This is a genomic window from Clostridium psychrophilum, from assembly GCF_018861705.1.
Lineage (GTDB): Bacteria > Bacillota > Clostridia > Clostridiales > Clostridiaceae > Clostridium_AD > Clostridium_AD psychrophilum.
This window is the reverse complement of record NZ_JAHLEC010000018.1, coordinates 34,208-54,595: the sequence shown is the minus strand read 5'-3', so window position 1 is coordinate 54,595 and position 20,388 is coordinate 34,208. Positions and strand designations below refer to the sequence as shown.

The window sequence follows — 20,388 nt, the reverse complement described above, 5'->3', positions numbered from 1 at the left end:
TATTTTTGCAAAACATAGTAATCCTCCTCTACGTACTGATTTTGATATTATTATATCATAATTACTACGTTTGGAAGTAATTACAAGCTTTTTGTGGGATAATCATATAATAAGATTTTTTTTATAGTATATGATAATATAATATTAAATAATAAAAATACAAAAATTTATATAAAACGGGTGATAGTAATGGCATTATCTACAGATATAACTAATAATGCATTGTTAAAACAATATGCATTATTAATAAAAAATAATAATAGCATTTCTGACAAAAACACAATTGATGCTGATAATGAAAAATCAATGCAGGAATCGGCATTTCAAACAATGCTTATTCAAATGATAGATAGTTCAAGTAATACAATGATGTCAGAGTTTATGTCTAATGCTATATCAAATCAGGATACTTCGAGTTTAAATGATTCATTGGGAACCATAAATAATTTTAATACAAATGTGCGAGGAGTCGCTAAGTCATTAGTAAGTGAATCTAGTAATGATAGCAGCGCATTAGGTTATGCATCTGCTAAATATGAATCAAGTTCTAATCCAGGGGCAATAAGTAATACAACAGGGGATATAGGCGGAAAGTCATATGGGGCGTGGCAGTTTTCTTCTAAAACAGGTTCTTTAGATTCCTTTATAAGTTCTCTTAAAACAAAAGACAAGAATATTTATTCAAAACTTGTAGGGGCCAAAGCTAAAGATGGTAACAAATTCGGTGAAAATTTTGATAAAGCATGGACTAGTATTGCTGTTTCTAGTAAAGATAAATTTTTAACACTGCAACAAAATTCTATAAAGAATAATTATTACGATACTGCAGCATTAGCATTAAAATCAAAATATGGGTTTGATATAAACAAAAAAAGTGAAGCCTTAAAAGAAAGTTTGTTATCTACTGTAGTTCAACATGGTGTGGGAGGTACTCTATCTGTATTTTCTAAAGTTAATTTGAAAAATACAGATGACAATATAATTAATGATTTGTATAATGAACGTCAAAAGGTTAATATTTATTTTAAAGATAGTTCAGCGCAGGTAAAGCAAAGTGTTTATAATAGATTTACGAGAGAAAAGCAAGATATGCTTAACATATACAAGAAAGAGTTTGCTTAAATAGTAAAAAATAAATAAACAAAGAAATCCGATGGAACGTTTGTTCTGTTGTTTTTTTTTGTTTTATAAAAGATAAAATTAAATTTTCAAACAAATTAATCAGAGTTAAGAATTGCATTATCTATAAAATAGTATATATGCTAATTAATGCCTTGAATATAAAAAATAGAAACAAAACATACTATTTATAACATAAAAAACAATAGCAACATGAAAAATTTTATATTGAGGTGGAATAAAATGAAGAAGATCACAAAAATGACATCTATATTATTATTAGTTGGAGTATTATATGCTTTTAGTAGTAGTGCATTTTGTGTACAGATTGCATCTGGTGCACAGGTCTCAACAATTAGTAATCAAATTACATCATATCCAAAAGTAAAGCAGGTATTATCGAGTAAGAGTTTCTCTAAAAATGGTGTAGAAGCTTTAAAAATAGGTAATAGTATATCAGGATTTAAATTGGAATCAAAGGAATGGATTGATGATATACATTCAACTGCGATGATATTTAAACATGTTAAAAGTGGAGCAAGATTAATATATCTACAAAATCAGGATCCAAACAAAGTTTTTTCAATTAGTTTTCGTACTCCGGTAAATGATAACACTGGTGTAAACCACATTATTGAACATTCAGTGCTATGTGGTTCGAAAAAATATCCTGTTAAAGACCCATTTTTAATTATGACAAAGCAATCTTTAAGTACTTTTATAAATGCTTTTACAGGTTCAGATTTTACAATGTATCCTGTTGCAAGCAAAAATCAGAAAGATTTTAATAATTTAATGAGCGTATATTTGGATGCAGTGTTTTATCCCAATATATCTAAAAATTCTAAAATACTTAAACAAGAAGGTTGGCATTATGAAGTCAATAGTAAAACAGGTGAATTAAATTATAATGGAATAGTATACAATGAAATGAAGGGAAATAATTCTTCGCCACAATCAATATTAGCGAATACTATTAATGGATCACTTTTTAGTGACAATTCATATAACTATGAATCTGGTGGTAACCCAGATAATATACCAGACTTAACATATGATAAATTTATTAGTACTTATAAGAAGTATTATGTCCCATCAAATAGCTCCATATATCTATATGGTAAATTGGATATTAAGCAAACACTAAAATTTATTAATGATAAATATTTAAGTAATATTAAAAAAACAAGTGTGGACAGCGAGATTAAATTTCAAAAAACATATAAAAAGGATGTTGTAAAAACAGCATTGTATCCAGTTTCTCTTAAGGCAGACACTGTAAATAAGACATATCTATCATCGAATTATGTAATAGATAAAGCAACTGATATTGAAAATGTCTTAGGTTTTCAAATTTTGCAGGAGATTCTTTTGAATACAAAATCCTCACCTTTGAGAAAATCGTTATTAGATAAAGGGATTGGAACGAATATTTATGCAAGCTTTGATCAGTCGACAAGGCAACCAATTTTTAGTATAATTGCAACAAATGCAAATGAATCAGAAAAGTTAGAATTTAAAAAGCTTGTGGATAATTCTATGAAGCAAGTAGTAAAAAAAGGTTTTGATAAGGAATTAGTAAATTCAGTAGTAACTGCTGTAGAATTAAATTTGCGAACTCAAAATTCCGATTCTAATAGAGGCATGAACTATATGTCTTCAGCTTTAAATTGTTGGAATTATGATATAAGTCCCACAGAGTATTTAAAAGTTACTCCTGCATTAAATAAAATAAAATCTCAATTATCTAACAAATATTTTGAAAAATTAGTACAAAAATTTTTAGTTCAAAATCAACATAATTCATTAGTAGTACTAAAGCCATCTAGTGGTTTAAATGAAGTCAAAGAAAAAAAGTTAAAAGAAAAACTTGCAACTTATAAAAACACACTATCACAATATGAATTAGATAAAATTAAAATAGATGATATTGAACTGAAAAAGTGGCAAGAAACAAAGGATTCAAAAGAATCTTTATCAAAGATACCAACATTGTCAAGAAAAGACTTAAATATAAAAGCAGAAAATATCACAACAATAGTAAAGCAGGATGGAAATACAAAAATATTAATTCATCCTATATTTACGAATGGAATTACTTATTCTAATTTGTATTTTGACAGTTCAAAGGTTCCTCAAAATAAGTTGTTGTATTTAAAATTACTTGATAACGTTTTAGGAAATGTAAATACAAAGAAATACGATGTTTCACAATTATCCAATATAATCATGAGAAATACTGGAGGAATTAATTTTAATTCAACAATATTTAAAAATAATAATAATAGCAATGAATATATTCCCAAAATGAGTGTTTCAATAAATTCTTTAAATGGTTCATTAGCTAAGTCATTTGAAATATTAAACGAAGTAACAAATAATAGTAGGTTTGATGATAAAAAACGTATTAAAAGTTTAGTAAAAGGAATAAGAGCCAATTGTGAATCGATGTTTGTGAATAAAGGTAATACTCTTGCAATAAATCGCACACTATCTTATTTATCCAATAGTGGCAAGTATACGGATTTGGAGTATTTGCCATACTATAATTTTATATGTGATTTAGATGATAACTTTGATGTAAAGTTTAATGAAATGGTAAAAAATTTAAACGATGTTCGTGAAATAGTATTTAATAAAAATGGATTAGTTGTAAGTTACACTGGTGATGAAAAGGAATATGAAAAATTTAAAGTTATTTTTAATAATTTTGAAAAGCAAATTAAAAATAAAAGATTCCCTAATCAAAAATATAAGTTTGATTTTTCAAATAAAAATGAAGCTTTTATAATTCCATCATTGGTGCAATATGTGGTTAAGGCCGGTAATTTCAAAAATGCAGGATATAATTATAATGGTCATATGAAGGTTCTTGAAAATATTTTAAACAGTGATTATCTTTGGCAGGAACTTAGAGTAAAAGGTGGAGCATATGGCGGTGGTGTAACTTTTACAAGAAATGAGGTTTTATTTTATTCATATCGTGATCCCAATTTAAAAGAAACCTTAAATACATTTAATGAAGTTGTTAATTATTTAAAAAAATTTAAAGCAAGTGATAAAGAAATGACTAACTATATAATTGGGACAATAGGAAATATGGATCATTTAACTGATCCATATGATATTGGCGTATTAGGAGACGATATGTATTTTTCAGGAACTACTCAAAAAGACATTCAAAAGTTACGTAATGAGGTATTGTCTACTACTGATGTAGATATAAAGAATTTTGCTGATTTACTAGAAAATGTAATAAAGCAGAATTTACATTGTGTTGTTGGTGGTGAGACTAAAATAAATGAAAATAAAACTTCATTTGATAAAATTATAGTGCCAATTAAAAAGAATAAACAATAATCTGTAAAACTTGGTAAAAAATTTGCAACTATTTTTTATAAAAATATAAAAAAACCAGTGAATTCTCACTGGTTTTTTATGGTTATATACTAAAAATATTATATTCATACAAATGCAACAAGAAATCATTAATAAATAAATTTTGACATCATTATATAAAAAAATGATATAATGTAAATAATAGTATATTTGTATTTAAGGAAGTGTTCAAAGATGAATTTAATTAACAACAGATATAGAGTTATAACCGAATTGAATAAAGATATGATTAAGTCTTCATATCTTGTTTCTGATGTGATAAAAAACAATGAGAAAATACAGTTAAATATTATTAATTCAGAATTTGTATCAAAAAAATTAATAAATTATTATATATCTGAATTCATAACACTTGGAACTATAAATCATAAAAATATAAGTAGGGTTTATGACTTTGGTTTGGTTAGTATTATTGATAATAAAAAAGCTAATAAAAGTGAATACTTTTATACAAATAAATATGTAGAAACATCATTTAAAATACAAAAAATTATAATTAATATAAATGAAAGTCAAATATTAGATATATTTATAAAACTATGTATGGTGATGAATTATTTACATATGAGAGGCTTTATTTATGGCGAACTAAGCACTAAAAATATAATGGCTTATTATGAAAACAATAAATATAATATAATGCTTAAGGACTTGCCAACTATAGAGATTGAAAAACAAAGTGGTAGGTATAACAAGGGGGAAGCAGTTGATTTTAAGCGCCTTGAACAGAGCAAAGATAAAAAAACAACTATAGCAATGGATATATATTCATTGGGCATTGTAATTTTTGATTTATGTAAAAGTCACGTTAATAACAGTTTAGATATTAATGACAAGTTAAATATTATTGAATCTATTGTAGAACTTGAGAAGAAAATTAAAAGTAAATACAGCCAGGATATTTTGACTTTATCTTTTTATAATAATTTAATAAAAATCATTAAAAGAATGATTCAGCAAAAAATAAGTGAGCGGTATAACAATATAAATGAAATAATTGAAGATGTTAATAGATTATTCAATAAAAAATATAAGTCTTATATAATTGAGGAAATTGAGAAACTTAATTTTAGTACAAAGATTGTAGGAAGGAATGAAGAAATTACTAAAATAATGAGTGCTTACGAGAGTTTAGATAAAAATAATTCATCAAATAAAATTATTTTTGTTAATGGCGAGCAAGGAATAGGAAAAACAAGATTATTAAAAGAAATACAGCATTTGCTTTATATGAATAAGGCTAATGTATATGCTGATTTCACTGTAAAGAATTATAATAGCAAAGCTAAAAGCAAGAAAGTGCTTTTAGGTATATTAAAGCAAATAATATCTACATGTGATGATGAGATAGTAAAAAGATATAAGAGTGAATTAATAAAAATCATACCTAAAATTAATGCAGAAAATAGTAATAAAACTTCAGAAAGGATAGAAGGAAGTAAAGAAAAATATAGGTTAATTAGTAAAATATATAGTTTTATTCAAGAATGTTTTAATAATAAACCAGTTATATTTATTATTGATAATGCTAATTGGTTAGACGAATTTTCAATAGAACTCTTAGAGTATATTAATGTACAAAATTATAATAAGCAAAATATAATGATCATTTTATCGTATGGTACAGTAGATTATTCCACAAATCATAAATTTAAGCAGTTGTTAAATGAAAATTCCTATAATATGAATTTCCATTTAAAAAACTTAAATAATGAAGAAACTATTATTATGATTCAAGAAATTCTTAGTATGCCAGAAGCACCAACAGAACTTGGACAAAAAGTTTATCAGAAAACATATGGCAATCCTCTATTTGTTGAGGAAACCTTAAAAGAGTTTGTAGCTAAAAAAATTATCTATGTAAATGAGAATAATGGTAAGTGGTATACTCCTTATGAAACCATTGATGAGATGCCAATTGCTTCAACAATGCAGCAGGCATTACTTAATCAAATAAAGGAAATTAACAAAATTAGTTATGAAATCTTAAGTATAATATCAATTTTTAATACAGCCATCCCAATTTATGTTATCAACAAATTTTTCAATGATCCTGAAATATCGTTAGTGGGTCATATTAATGAATTATGTTCTAAAGGAATATTAATAAAAAAAATTGAGGATATGGGTTTTGTGTTTGATTTTTATAATAATGTTTTGAAAAATTTAATATACAATAGACTAAGTGATAAAGAACGAAAGGCTAAACATGAGCTTGCAGCTTCTGTTCTAGAGCAACTATTTGAAAAAAATGGTAGAGAGAATAAAGAAGAACTTATTTATCATTTAGAAAAAGCTAAAGATAAATATAGAATTGTAAAATATTGTATAGAAATTGCAGAAAAAATGAAATCTTTTAGGATAATGGATGAAGCTATCGTTAAATACAAAAAGGCTTTTTCTATGTTATCTGATGAAGAGGACCAAAATAAAAAGGTTGAACTTCTTCTTGAAATAGGAGATGTTTATTTAAGTTTAGGAAATTTGCAAAGTGCATTGGAAAGTTACAAAAAAACAAAAATATATTCAGCTAGTGCAGTTGAAGAAAAATTGCAAGTAGATACAGCAAATAAAATATCATATATACACCTACGGAGAAATGAAGTGGAAAAATCACTTAAGTATATAAAAAAATGCGAGTTAATATTGTTAAACATTAATTATATAGATGGTTATCTTGAAAATAAAACAAATCTTGCATATGCATATACTGCGAAACAGGAATATAAGAAGGTTTTTGATTTATGCGTTAGATGTATAAAAAAATGTGGAAATAATTATCTGTCTCACAAAGGATTTATGTACAATATCCTTGGTATTTTATACTCTGAGACTTCTAGAATAATTGAAGCATTAGAGTGTTATAAAAAAGGTCTCATTTATTTTGAAAAAACAAATAATTCAGAAGGTATGTGTCGTTGTTTAAATAATATAGGGGTAATTTATGCAGACTATTATCAGGATGAAATAACAGCTATTAGTTATTATAATAGGACTTTATCAATTTGTGAGGAAAATAATATAATAGATTTAGAGTTAACTGCTTTGGTAAATATAGCAACTTGTTATGCAGATAAGTTTGATTATAATAATGCATTGAAATACTTTAAAGATGTACTTAAAAAGTCAGTAGATATAGGATTTGAAAGTAATATATTCTATATATACAATTATATTTCTTATGTTGAATTAAAAATGGGAAATAATAGGGATGCATATAAATATTATGTATTAGCACAAAAGGAGGTAGAAAAATATCCTATTCAAGGCAAAGATATTTCTATTTATTATCAAATGCGAGCAGAATTTAATTATGGAATGGGAAATATAGATGCTGCTAGTCTTTTAATTAATAATTCTTTAAAAATATATAATAATAATGGTACAATTCAAGATAATAATAGTAAATTGTTGTTACTCTTTGTAAATTTACAACGCTTAGATAAAGTTGATAATATTCATAAATATATTAAACAAATAGAAACAGTAATCAATGGTTATAAAAATAATATAAATAAAACAAATGCATTATATGAAATATGCATAGTGTTATATGAAAAAGGATTTGTAAGTGAGGTTTTAAATTTATTTAAAAATCACCTTATTACTAAAGCAAATAACCATATTGATATGGTTAATATTAAGAGAATGTATCTAGAAGGACTTTTAAAAAGTGGCAAAGAAAAGATAGAAATTTTAATGCAAGTATTAGAATTATCTAAAAGAGAAAAAAACAAGTATTTCCAATGGAGAATATGTAGTGCTATTGGGGAGTATTATTTTATGCAAGAAAATTATTTTTATGCTGTAAACTATTATTTTGAAGCTTGTGAGATAATTAAAGAAGGTACTATGCAATTACCGGAATTTTTAAGAGTTAATTATATTAATGCATACAATATGATGAAACCATTTAACATGATTAAAGGAATGAGCAAACCCTACGCATATAGAAATATATGTGAGTCAAGAGAAGGTGACATAAATATTTCTAGCAATCATGATTTAACAATTTTGTTTGACTACAAAATGTTTAGTGAAATTTTAAATAACAAAAATTTTGTTGAATTAGCTAAAAAAATATACAGCTCTATTTTGCCTAAAGGGATTCATAACATTAATGATATAATCAAAAACATGGGTGATGATTCACTACAGATTTTGAATGTAATTACAAAACTTATTTCAAGTATTGTGTTATCTACTAGGAGTTTAATCATTTCTGAAGGAATTGATGGTGAATTGACAATTATTGCTTCAAGTGATGGAAATTTTGATATCACAGACTTAAAAAAGATTTTGCTAAGAACGAAAGAATCTAAAAACTCTATATTAGTAAGCGAACCATTTAATAGTCCGAAGAATGCAGATTTTAAATATATGCCTAAAAATATGAAGTCTATAATGTGTATACCAATTATAAGAAAGAAGCATATTTATATAGAAAAAAAACCAGGAGAAGCAAGAAAATCTAATGAACAACTAAAGCTCGATAATATAAAAGGCTATGTATATATGGAATCTGAGAGAGTATTAAACAATTTTAATGAAGATAGTTTAGCTGAATGTTTAGATTTAACTTCATTTATAAGTTTTGTTATGGAAAATTATTTACTTAAAATTAGTTCATCTGTTGATAAATTAACAGGGACTCTCACGAGGCGCTTTTTAGAGGATGAGCTATCTCAAAATATAGAAAAAGCGAATGCATCGAGTGGAGTATTCTCAATAATAATGTTCGATTTGGATGATTTCAAAGGTGTCAACGATAAATTTGGGCATATAACTGGAGACAAGGTACTCAGAGAGGTAAGCAAAATTGTTATGCATTCAATTAGAAAAATTGATTTATGTGGACGTTATGGTGGCGAGGAGTTTATTGTAATTTTACCTGAAACTGATACCAGAGTGGCGAGTGACATAGCAGAAAGAATAAGGGGAAATATAGATAATAAGAGAATATTAAAATCTAAAAGAGATCTAACCGTTAGCATGGGTATTGCTACTTATCCAAAACATGGAAAGTGGAGACAGGAATTAGTAGAGAGTGCTGACAAGGCTTTGTATGTGGCTAAGGCTAATGGTAAAAACAGGTGTCAAATTTTCGAAAATGAGTTTTTTGGTAAGTTGCAAGGTACTAATAAATTGTCAGGAATAGTGTCAGGAAATATGGTTCAGGATTCAAGAAATGTACTGGCTATGGTAGAATTAATTGAAACTGTTAAGTCAGATTGTGATTTAGAAACTAAAATATATAATGCACTTGGAAGAATAATTGAAACCACCGAAGCAAAAAATGGTATGTTGTTTATAATCAATGAAAACAAGATTACGCAAAAATTTGGGAGAAGAAACTTAAAGGAGGATTGGGCTAAAGTTGTAGGATTTAGTGAAGGTATAATAGAAAATGTAATTACAGATAAGCAAGGTATTTGTACAATAGATTGGGATAGTATAATAGATTATGATTTAGTAACAGGAATGCCAAATTGGAACTCTGCTTTAGTAGTTCCTATAATTAAATCTGGAGTTGTTAAAGGGGTACTTTATCTAACGGTTCCAATTAAAGTTAAAGAATTTAAATTTGAAGATTTAAATTTTGTTAAGACTTTAGGTCAATTATTAGTAGGCATAATTTAATACACCTTAAGAAAAGAACATAAGCCTTAAGCTTTATGTTCTTTTTGAGTTTATGTTATAATTAGAGGATTATAAAACTTAAAGACTAGGGAGAAAATATGTTTAAAGAAGATATGTTGTTACAAATATTAAATGAAGGAACAAGTGGTAAAAATCATGTGAGAGGACAAAGGGTTCTTAATAATGATTTGGTTTCTTCCATAGATATTACAAATGAAGATAAATTAATCTGTATAGATGGTAATGTTATTTCTGAGAAGCTTTTTAATGAATATCATACGAAAATTGAGATGGATGCGGAACAAAAGAGTATCTTTTCTACATTCTGTAGTTGTCCTGATTTTGAAAATAATGAATTTAAAAAAGAAAATTATTGCTGTAAGCATTTAGTTGCAACATTTTATAAAGCATTAGGAGATTTAGCCAAGAACCCTCTTTTAAATGAAGATAATGATGAAATAGGGGTAGTTCAAAATAATAGCAATATATTATCTCTGCTTTTAGGCGATGAAAAAGATAAGAATGAAACTAAAATAGATGTTTATATAAATAAAAATCAATGGACTAATAACCTTACAGCTGAGTTTAAAATAGGTCTGAGTTCCATGACTTCAAGTAATCTTTACATTTTAAAGGATATAAACCATTTTTTATTAGCATATTATAATAAATTTCCTATAAATTATAGCAAAAACTTTACTTTTAATTCTGAAAATCAAAGATTAGATATAAAGGATAAAAGACTTATTGATTTTATTGAAATGTTAAAGACAATGGAGGGAAATCAAGGAAACTTTAATAAAAGTAAGGACCGTTATGTTGATGGCAAGTATGTTAATATTCCTAAATATTTGACTAGAGAATTTTTTGATATCATAACTAAGCATAGGGTATTTTTGAATGAAGGTTTTTTTTACAGACCTGTGGATACAGAAATTTTATATGAGGCTCCAGTAATAGATTTTGATTTGAAAATTATAAAGGATAATTATATTCTCAAAGCGATTAACGGAATGCCGATTTCTTTAGGTGAGAAGAATGATGTTTTATTATATGGAAGCACTATTTATCTTCCAAATTATGAGTTTTGTTATAAAATAAGCCCATATCTTCAAATTTTTAATGAAGCAAAGGTAGTAACTATGGCAAGTCTTGATGAGGAGACTATATTGAGAAGGCTTATCCCAGAGCTTAACATCCTATCGCCTAGTGTTGTTTTGTCTAAGGCTATAAAAGGTAAAGTTATAATGGTTAAAAGCCAATTCAATTTTTACTTTAATCAACAAGGTAAAATTATAGATTTAACATTAAAGGTAAAATATGGTACTTATGAATTTAATATATTTGAGGATTGTACTGAAAAAATTATATATAGAGATTCTAAAAAAGAAGATTCTGTTATTACAAGCCTAAAGACTTTAGGATTTCAGGAAATCAAGAATAAGTTTTATTTTACACGAGGCGAAGACTATATATTTAAATTTTTTAAAAATGATATAGGAAAACTTCAAAAAATTGGAGAAGTATATTATTCAGAGAACTTTAAAGGAATAAAATCGCTAGGTACTAAGGGTATTAGTGGGGATATTAAAAGTGGAAAATATAATTACTTTGAAATGAATTTTAAAGTAGGAGACATTGATCCTAGTGAAACAACAAATATATTAAGGGCATTTAGAAACAATCTTAAATACTATAAACTTCAAAATGGCGAATATCTTGATTTGGAGGAGCTAGAGCTTAATAAATTTTTAAAGTTAATTGATATTATGGCCCCCAATGGTAGTGATAATAATCATATTGAAATATCTAGAAGTAAAGGCATTTTCTTAGATAGTTATCTAGATGAAAATAAGATAAGATATATAAAAGGCAAAAAAGAGCTTAATCAAGTAAGAGATAAGCTTAAAAACATTGAAAAACTAAATTTTAAAGTTCCAGTAGGTCTAAATGGTAAGTTAAGAGAGTATCAAAAGGTTGGATATAATTGGTTTAAAACATTGGACTATTTGGGTTTTGGAGGAATTTTAGGAGATGAAATGGGCCTTGGTAAAACAATACAAGCTATTGCTTTTATATTGGATGGAATTGGAAGTAAAACTTTGATTGTAGCACCTACTTCTCTAATTTATAACTGGATAAGTGAATTTGAAAAGTTCGCACCTAGTTTAAGTGTAGTTGCAGGGAATGGACCTAAGAATTCAAGAAAAGAAATTATTAGCAACATAAAAAATTATGATGTTATTATAACTACATATAACTTGTTAAAGAGGGACAGTGAAAGTTATAACAAATTAGAGTTTGATTATTGTATATTGGATGAAGCTCAAAACATTAAAAATCCAAAATCTCAAAATGCAATAGCTGTTAAGGAGATAAAGTCAAAGACAAGATTTGCACTATCGGGTACACCGATAGAAAATTCTCTTATGGATTTGTGGTCTATTTTTGATTTTATAATGCCGGGGTACTTATATGATGAAAAAATATTTAGTGTAAGATATTATAAAAAACTTAAGGAGACTCCTGAAATATTAGAAGACTTAAATAGGCTTATAAAACCGTTTATATTACGAAGAAGAAAAAAGGATGTTCTAAAAGAATTACCTGATAAAATAGAAAAAACACTTTTGGTAAGTTTAGATCATGAGCAAAAGAAAGTTTACAAAATTTATGCAAACCATGCTATGGAGCTTATTGAAAATAAGGTGAAAAATGATGAATTTAAGAATAGTAAGATAGAGATACTCTCATATATTACAAAGTTAAGGCAATTATGTTTGGATCCAACAGTGCTAATGAGTGGATATAGTGGTGGTAGTGCAAAAATAGAAGCTTTAGTTGAACATCTTCATAAGAGTATAGATGAGGGACACAGAGTATTAGTTTTCTCTCAATTTACATCTGTTCTTAAAAATATACAAAAGAGATTTAAAGTTGAGGGGATATCTTTTAGTTATCTAGATGGATGTGTAGCCTCAGAAAAGAGAATGGATTTAGTAAAAGATTTTAATAAGGGCGATAATTCTGTATTTTTAATAAGTTTAAAGGCTGGAGGGACAGGATTAAATTTAACGTCTGCAGATGTAGTAATTCACTTTGATCCTTGGTGGAACCCGGCAGTAGAGGAACAAGCAACAGATAGAGCACATAGGATAGGTCAAAAGAATGTGGTTAGTGTTATAAAAATAATAGCTAAGGGTACAATAGAAGAAAAAATATTGTCACTTCAGGAAGAGAAAAAAAAGCTTGTATCAGAGCTTATGGGTGATGAGCTATCAGGGGGGAAAGGTTTTGCATCTTTAAGTGAGGAAGACATATTTGGGTTGTTTGAAATTAAGGAGTAAAAATGGTAAAAGGTTAGAAATTAAATAATAAAAAACTTTCACTTTTTATGTGAAAGTTTTTTATTATTTACATATCCGTATTCATATCTTTTAGTATTTTATAGTGACATTTATACCATTCATTTGAAGGCTCTATTTCGTATGCTTTTTTTGCAAACTCTAAGGCAATTAAGTTATTGCCTAGAGATAAATGTACTTCAGACATCCCCAAATAAGCAATACTTTTAGTATTATCTAATTCAATTGCATCACTGTATACATCAATAGCTGTGTTTCTATTATGTAATGAGAAAAGAACTTTAGCTTTACCACATAAAGCATCATAAAAACAAGGACTTAATGTTAAACAAATATTAAAGCATTCTAATGCTTCTTTAAAATTGTTGATGATAGCCAAGAATTGTGCTTTTTTAAAATACATGTTTGCATTTTTGTCATCTGTTTGAATAAGCTTTTCACAATAGTAAATGCATTTATCAAAATCTCCAGTTAAATCGTTTATATCAATGAGTTTCCAGTAACCTAATGGATCATCCGGAACTAGTTTTAAATATTTCATTATACATTCTTCTGCTTCAAAAGCTTCATATATTTCAATATGAGCTTGAGCTTTTACGAAATAAGCATCCGCATATTTGTTATTAAGGAAAATTGCTTTGTTAAAATTTTTGAATGCCTTATCAATTTCACCATTATTAAAAAGCCCCTTACCTCTTTCTATATATCCTTTAACTAGAGTTTCATCACTAATTAAGTTAATATTATTTTTCATTAATATGCCCCTTTCACTAGAATCACACATTAAAATTATTGACACATTATAAAACAGTATACATATGGCATATAATATTTTTAGTGAAAGGTAGTATTAATTATAATAGGATTAGTACACTGCGTGCATATTTATCAACATAAAGTTGTTAATATTGCAGCGACCCAGGGGATAATTTAATAAATAATAACTCAAGTGTTAGTTGATATAAATTGTAAAAAATAAAGACAAACTGTTAACAATTGAATTTTTAATTGAAGTTTGACCTAGACTTATCTATTATTATTTATGTGACTATAGTCACAGGAGGTTTATTATGGGGATTATAGTTTTATTAACAGTTATTTCGCCCTATACGGCGGTTATACCAGTAATATATATGACATATATGGTATTATTTAAAAATATAAATATATATAAAAATCATTGGAATATAGGACTTGGGTTGCTTTTTATATGGTCATTAGTTGTTGGAGTTATAAATTATAGTTTTATATCAACTATTACATCTTTTGTTATATTTATGTATCTATGTGTTGGAATTTTTATACAAAACTATTGTGAAAATGAAAATAAGGTAGAAAAAATGTATAGGTATTTGATTTATTTTTCATTGTTCTCAGCAGTTTTTGGAATAATGGAGAAGGTTATGCAGGTATATTTTAATTATAACATTTGGGCTACGTTTCTGAAATTTACAGGTCAGCCAGTATTTAATGATAGAATTTATAGCACATTTGACAATCCTAATGTAGCAGGTAATTGGTTTGCTATAATGATTTTAGTAGGTTTTTATTTTTGTAGTACTACATCCAAAACTACAAAAGTATTTTATCAAATATCAACGCTTTTGTTTGTCATTGCATTGTTTTTAACGGGGTCGCGTGGTGCTTTTATAGGACTATTATTTGGACTTTTTATCTTTTATTTGTTTAAAGGTAGTAAAAAAGATATGTGGCTATTTATAACAATATTTATACTTACAGCTGCGATTACTTTTATGCCAGCGCAGATTTTAAAAAATATAACTGGTCATAATTTTGATGACTCATTTAATAGTCGTGTTGGAATATGGAATGGATGTTTAAAAATGATAAAAATAAAGCCTATTGTCGGGTGGGGACTTATGGGAATACCTGAGCATGGGGCCAAGTTTATGAAGGGATATTATTATACAACTATGTATCATGGTCATAATATATGGATTACTTTTATGACTACACTTGGTGCAGTAGGGATTTCAATATATTTTTATTTGAAAATTAATTTGTTCCGAAATCTAAAAGTGCTTTATATACAAAAGTGTAAATTGGCTCCAATGCTGGCAGGCATCCAAGCCGTAATTATTGGACATGGACTTGTCGACTTTACAATGATAGCACCACAAGCTGGTTTATTATTTATCAGTTGTTCAGCTATAATAAATGCTCTGGCAATGCAACACAATAGTTCATTACTTAATGGTTCTATAAATGTTATTATACATAAAGAAAGGGAAAATAAGGTGATTAAAAAAGAAAAACTTTAAATGAAATGAACACTATAAAACTATCTTATTATAACAAATGTCTAAACATTAAATGTGATGTATAAAAAAATAAAAATATATTTAAATAGAAGGGTAAATGAAAATGATGAAATTTAAAGAACTAGGGCTTAATGAAGATATTTTAAGTATTATTAAAATTGAAGGAATAACTGAACCAACTCCGATTCAAGAGCAAAGTATTCAACTAATAAAGGATGGTAGTGATGTTATAGCGGAGGCACAAACAGGGACTGGAAAAACACTCGCATTTTTGCTACCAATGTTTGATAACATGTCATCTGACATAGATACAATTCAGGGTTTAGTAGTTACACCTACAAGAGAACTTGCTATACAAATAACTGATGAAGCTAAGAAAATTGCAGGAGTTAAAAATCTAAATATACTGGCAGCTTATGGTGGCAAGGATATAGGAGCACAACTTAAAAAACTAAAGGGTAACATCCACCTTGTTATAGCAACCCCAGGAAGATTATTAGACCATCTTAGACGTGGCACAGTGAAACTTGATAAGCTTAAGACATTGGTATTAGATGAGGCAGATCAGATGCTTTTAATGGGATTTAAAAATGATATTGAGGATATTTTAGAAACAACACCTAAAAACAGGCAAACGTTATGTTTCTCCGCAACGATGAGTCCAGACGTAAAAAAAATGGCATACAAGTATATGAATAATCCTACAGAAGTAATTATAAAAAAAGAAGAGACAACACTTAAAAACATAAAACAGTTTTTAATAGAAACCACAGATAGAAAAAAGCAGGAAGCACTATGTAAGGTAATGGATGAAGACAATCCGTTTATGGCCATAATTTTTTGTAGAACAAAAAGAAGATGTGATGATCTTGAGGTAGCTCTTTATAAAAAAGGCTATAATTGTAAAAAGCTACATTCTGATATATCCCAATCCAAAAGAGAAAGAATAATGAAGGAGTTTAAACACTGTGATATTCAGTATTTGATTGCCACAGATGTAGCATCCAGAGGGCTTGACATAAATGGAGTTAGTCATGTTTATAACTATGATATGCCTGAAAGTGCTGATTCATATATACATCGAATTGGAAGAACTGGAAGAGCTGGAGAAGAAGGGTATACATACTTATTTTCAGCTCCAAAAGATAAATATCTTTTAGATGCGATAGAAAAGAGAATTAAATGTAAAATTCCTAGAAAAATTTTGTCGTAAATTACAGCGACCCAAGAGATGATTTAACTCAAGATATTACAATAATAAAAAAAACTCGAAATTGGTTATAATAATCAATTTCGAGTTTTTTTATTGTTCATGTTAAGTTATGATTTTTAATTTTATTATACGGTTTTTAATGGTGCTTAGTATAATAAACTTTGTATTATTATAATTTATTGTTTCACCTGTTTTGGGAAGTCGTCCAAGAATCCCTGTAACGAATCCACCTATAGAATCAAAATCCTCTGATTCAATATGTAGGCCTATCATTTCATTAACCATATTTATTTTTGTATCACCATCAACAATATATTCATCCTCTTTAATAACTTGAATTTTATCTGTATCATCATCATATTCGTCATCGATATCCCCGACAATTTCTTCAACTAAGTCTTCGATTGTAACAATTCCAGAAGTCCCGCCATATTCATCAAGCAGAATAGCTATAGGTACTCGTTTTAAACGCATATCAGCAAATAAATCAACAGTGCTTTTAAATTCGTAGGTAAAGTAAGGGACACGCATATGTTTTACTATATTAAATTCATCTTTTGTACCTTCAAAGAAAATTAAGTCTTTAATATATAAAATTCCAATAATGTTATCAACAGTATCTTTATATATAGGAAGTCTTGAGAATTGCTCTTCCCTGAAAATTTTTATAAGTTCATCATAGGTTGAGTTTGAGTTAGCTACAATCATATCAGTTCTTGGAGTCATAACGTCTTTTGCTTGCGAATCGCCAAAATCGAATACATTATAAATCATTTTTTTTTCTTCAACTTCGAGTACTCCTTCTTCGTGACTTACATTAACCATAGTTTTCAACTCTTCTTCAGTAATAAATGGTTTTACTTTATCTACTTCTCCACCAAGTATTTTTATAATTGAGTTTGTTATATATATTAATACTGTAATAAGAGGATTTAAAATAAAAGTAATTAGATTTAATGGCCGAGCAACTTTTAAGGCGATTTTTTCAGAATTTTGTGCAGCTAGAGACTTAGGTGTTACCTCTGCAAAAATCAATACAAGAATTGTCATTAAAGCTGTGGCAATAGCTACACCAGAATCTCCTAAATATTTTATAGCCAAGGAAGTTGCTAGTGCAGAAGCACCAATATTTGCAACATTATTGCCTACTAAAATACCACCTAAGAGTTTACTTGGATTTTTAAGCAATTTATCAATAAGTGCAGCCCCTTTAATTTCAGCTTCTACCATGTGCCTTAATCTAATTTTACTTAAAGTCATCAAAGCGGTTTCAGAAGCAGAGAAAAAAGCCGAAAAAAATAATAAAATCACTAAACATATAATTTGCCATGTACCTTCGGGGTCCATAATATTTTCACACTCCTTAAGATATAACCTAAATAATTATATCATAAAACGAAAAATATTTAAATAACGTGTATTTTGTGCTTTTAATAACTATATAATATCTTACATTAAGGCATTATTAAAACTAGGTCCAATAATAAAATCAATTAAAATGTCAATCATGAATAATAAAATTTAAAATACATAAAATATTAAAAGTATGTATAAGTTTAAATCTAATGCTATTTTTATAACAATATAATTGAAATTATGATGGTTATATTACTAAATAATGTAATATTAGAGGTATCGCTTTGGTAACTATAGTTCAAAAAAGTATCTACTTGCAAAAAATGAGTTAACAGACTAAAATAAAGAATGAGTTAACAGACTAAAGTAAAGAATGAGTATAAAAAGATAATGATATATCTTTAAAGAGAAAGGTTGAGATTATGGTTTTTAAAAGACTTGCTATTGAGGATAAGAATATATTCGAGAAATTTATATATCCATATAATTTTTTAAGTTGTGAATATTCATTTACTACTTTGTATATATGGAGAGAAGCTTGTGATGTTTGTTTTACAATTTATAAAGATGCGTTAATAATTAAGAAAAAAGACTTTGAAGGAAGATACTATTTCATGCAACCATTGGGATACAGTAGTGAAAATCTTAAAGAAATAATAGATACGCTTATGGTTTACAAAACTGAAAACGAGATGGAATACTTGTTTAAAGATCTTGAGGAAGAATTCATGGAAGAAATAAGGAATATCTATGATGACATAAAAGATATTTGTATAGAAGAAGATAGAGATAATTTTGATTATTTATATGAAGCAGAAAAACTTATAAAGTTATCGGGTAAAAAACTTCATGGGAAAAAGAATCATTATAATTCATTCGTAAAGAATTATGATTATGAAGTTAAAGATATTGAAGATGCAGAGGTAATAAAGGACGTAATAGTAGCTGCAGAAAAATGGTATGAGGCAAATAATGATGATTATATGCTTAAATGTGAATTGCAGGGAATAAAAGATATCCTTAATAATATGAAGATTATAAATACTAAAGGAGTAGCAGTTTATGTAGACGATAAAATAGTAGCATTTAGCTTAGGAGAAAAACTAAATGATGACTTGGCGGTAATTCATATAGAAAAAGCAGATGTGAATTATAGTGGAGTATATAGCTTTATTAATAAAGCTTTTGTTGATAGGAACTTTAATGATGTTAAAATAATTAATAGGGAACAAGACCTTGGAATTGCTGGTCTCAGAAAATCAAAATTATCTTATCATCCTTTTAAATTAGAAAAAAAGTATACTTTTAGTTTTTGCAATGCCTAGAAATGATGATTTAATTATCGAATAACAAGTAAACAGACTAGCTTTTAGCTAGTCTGTTTACTTGAATGTATCTTATTTTCAAATTATAATTAAAACTGAGGAAGGGTGATATAATGAAAAATCTTTTGATAGGTAAGGAAATAAAACTTACATCTATTAATGAAGAAGATGTTTTGTCGATTCAAGAATGGCACAATGATGTCTCTTTTATGCGTAATTATGATACGGTAAGTGCGATTCCTAAAACTTTTGAGGAAGTTCTGGAAACAATTAGTGATGTTCGAAAATGCAATACAGATTACATCTTTGGTGTGAGAAAGATTGGACAGCAAGAAATTATTGGTGTTACAGGATTTGAAAATATATCTTGGAATAATGGAACATCATTAATATATATAGGAATTGGAGAAGAAAAGCATAGGGGATGTGGATATGGAAAGGAGGCTCTTAAATTAACTATGGAGTTTGGATTTGAAGAACTAAATTTACATAGAATATATTTAACTGTGCTTGAATATAATGAACCTGCAATAAAGTTATATGAAAAATTAGGATTTAAAAGAGAAGGTACTTATAGAGAATTTATCCATAGAGATGGTAAAAGATACGACATGTATTTATATGGAATATTAAGGCTTGAGTGGGAAGATACTACAAAAAAAATATAAACATAAAGGCACAGTAGTGTA

Annotated in this window: 10 protein-coding genes; 8 read left to right on the top strand and 2 right to left on the bottom strand. The window is 27.4% G+C overall.

Going from position 1 to position 20,388, the window contains the following annotated elements; translation table 11 throughout:
- The first annotated feature begins 189 nt into the window (after positions 1–189).
- The 4 genes from KPL38_RS06295 (at position 190) to KPL38_RS06280 (ending at position 13,505) form a co-directional block, all read left to right on the top strand.
- Complete coding sequence (locus KPL38_RS06295) at positions 190–1,122, top strand: VgrG-related protein (protein WP_216288297.1); 933 nt, start codon at positions 190–192, stop codon at positions 1,120–1,122.
- Positions 1,123–1,362: 240 nt separating this feature from the next.
- Positions 1,363–4,479: an insulinase family protein gene (locus KPL38_RS06290; protein ID WP_216288296.1), complete on the top strand. Its 3,117-nt coding sequence runs from the start codon at positions 1,363–1,365 to the stop codon at positions 4,477–4,479.
- 213 nt (positions 4,480–4,692) lie between these two features.
- Entirely contained in the window at positions 4,693–10,158 is a 5,466-nt protein-coding gene (locus tag KPL38_RS06285) for a diguanylate cyclase (protein ID WP_216288295.1), read from the top strand.
- Positions 10,159–10,256: 98 nt separating this feature from the next.
- Positions 10,257–13,505 (top strand): DEAD/DEAH box helicase, encoded by a 3,249-nt coding sequence (locus KPL38_RS06280; RefSeq protein WP_216288294.1) that lies wholly within the window; start codon positions 10,257–10,259, stop codon positions 13,503–13,505.
- Between the two features lie 67 nt (positions 13,506–13,572).
- Here the strand turns inward: KPL38_RS06280 and KPL38_RS06275 are convergent, their stop codons facing one another.
- Positions 13,573–14,277 (bottom strand): tetratricopeptide repeat protein, encoded by a 705-nt coding sequence (locus tag KPL38_RS06275; RefSeq protein ID WP_216288293.1) that lies wholly within the window; start codon positions 14,275–14,277, stop codon positions 13,573–13,575.
- A 316-nt stretch (positions 14,278–14,593) separates the two neighbouring features.
- Here KPL38_RS06275 and KPL38_RS06270 point away from each other — a divergent pair, with 316 nt between their 5' ends.
- Positions 14,594–15,805, top strand: a complete 1,212-nt coding sequence (locus KPL38_RS06270; RefSeq protein WP_216288292.1) for an O-antigen ligase family protein — start codon at positions 14,594–14,596, stop codon at positions 15,803–15,805.
- 103 nt (positions 15,806–15,908) lie between these two features.
- Complete coding sequence (locus KPL38_RS06265; RefSeq protein ID WP_216288299.1) at positions 15,909–17,018, top strand: DEAD/DEAH box helicase; 1,110 nt, start codon at positions 15,909–15,911, stop codon at positions 17,016–17,018.
- Between the two features lie 102 nt (positions 17,019–17,120).
- Here KPL38_RS06265 and KPL38_RS06260 read toward each other — a convergent pair whose 3' ends face one another.
- A complete protein-coding gene (locus tag KPL38_RS06260) occupies positions 17,121–18,365 on the bottom strand; it encodes an HlyC/CorC family transporter (protein ID WP_216288291.1) in 1,245 nt (414 codons plus the stop codon).
- 428 nt (positions 18,366–18,793) lie between these two features.
- On the opposite strand from KPL38_RS06260, the gene KPL38_RS06255 reads away from it, so the two are divergent.
- Together KPL38_RS06255 and KPL38_RS06250 are read left to right on the top strand one after the other, a co-directional pair.
- Complete coding sequence (locus KPL38_RS06255) at positions 18,794–19,699, top strand: DUF2156 domain-containing protein (protein ID WP_216288298.1); 906 nt, start codon at positions 18,794–18,796, stop codon at positions 19,697–19,699.
- 113 nt (positions 19,700–19,812) lie between these two features.
- Positions 19,813–20,367: a GNAT family N-acetyltransferase gene (locus tag KPL38_RS06250; protein ID WP_216288290.1), complete on the top strand. Its 555-nt coding sequence runs from the start codon at positions 19,813–19,815 to the stop codon at positions 20,365–20,367.
- The last annotated feature ends 21 nt before the right edge of the window (positions 20,368–20,388 follow it).

Excerpts from the sequence above, each read along its gene's own strand:
- KPL38_RS06295 (WP_216288297.1), top strand. The coding sequence starts at position 190 with ATGGCATTATCTACAGATATAACTAATAATGCATTGTTAAAACAATAT.
- KPL38_RS06290 (WP_216288296.1), top strand. The coding sequence starts at position 1,363 with ATGAAGAAGATCACAAAAATGACATCTATATTATTATTAGTTGGAGTA.
- KPL38_RS06285 (WP_216288295.1), top strand. The coding sequence starts at position 4,693 with ATGAATTTAATTAACAACAGATATAGAGTTATAACCGAATTGAATAAA.
- KPL38_RS06280 (WP_216288294.1), top strand. The coding sequence starts at position 10,257 with ATGTTTAAAGAAGATATGTTGTTACAAATATTAAATGAAGGAACAAGT.
- KPL38_RS06275 (WP_216288293.1), bottom strand. The coding sequence starts at position 14,277 with ATGAAAAATAATATTAACTTAATTAGTGATGAAACTCTAGTTAAAGGA.
- KPL38_RS06270 (WP_216288292.1), top strand. The coding sequence starts at position 14,594 with ATGGGGATTATAGTTTTATTAACAGTTATTTCGCCCTATACGGCGGTT.
- KPL38_RS06265 (WP_216288299.1), top strand. The coding sequence starts at position 15,909 with ATGATGAAATTTAAAGAACTAGGGCTTAATGAAGATATTTTAAGTATT.
- KPL38_RS06260 (WP_216288291.1), bottom strand. The coding sequence starts at position 18,365 with ATGGACCCCGAAGGTACATGGCAAATTATATGTTTAGTGATTTTATTA.
- KPL38_RS06250 (WP_216288290.1), top strand. The coding sequence starts at position 19,813 with ATGAAAAATCTTTTGATAGGTAAGGAAATAAAACTTACATCTATTAAT.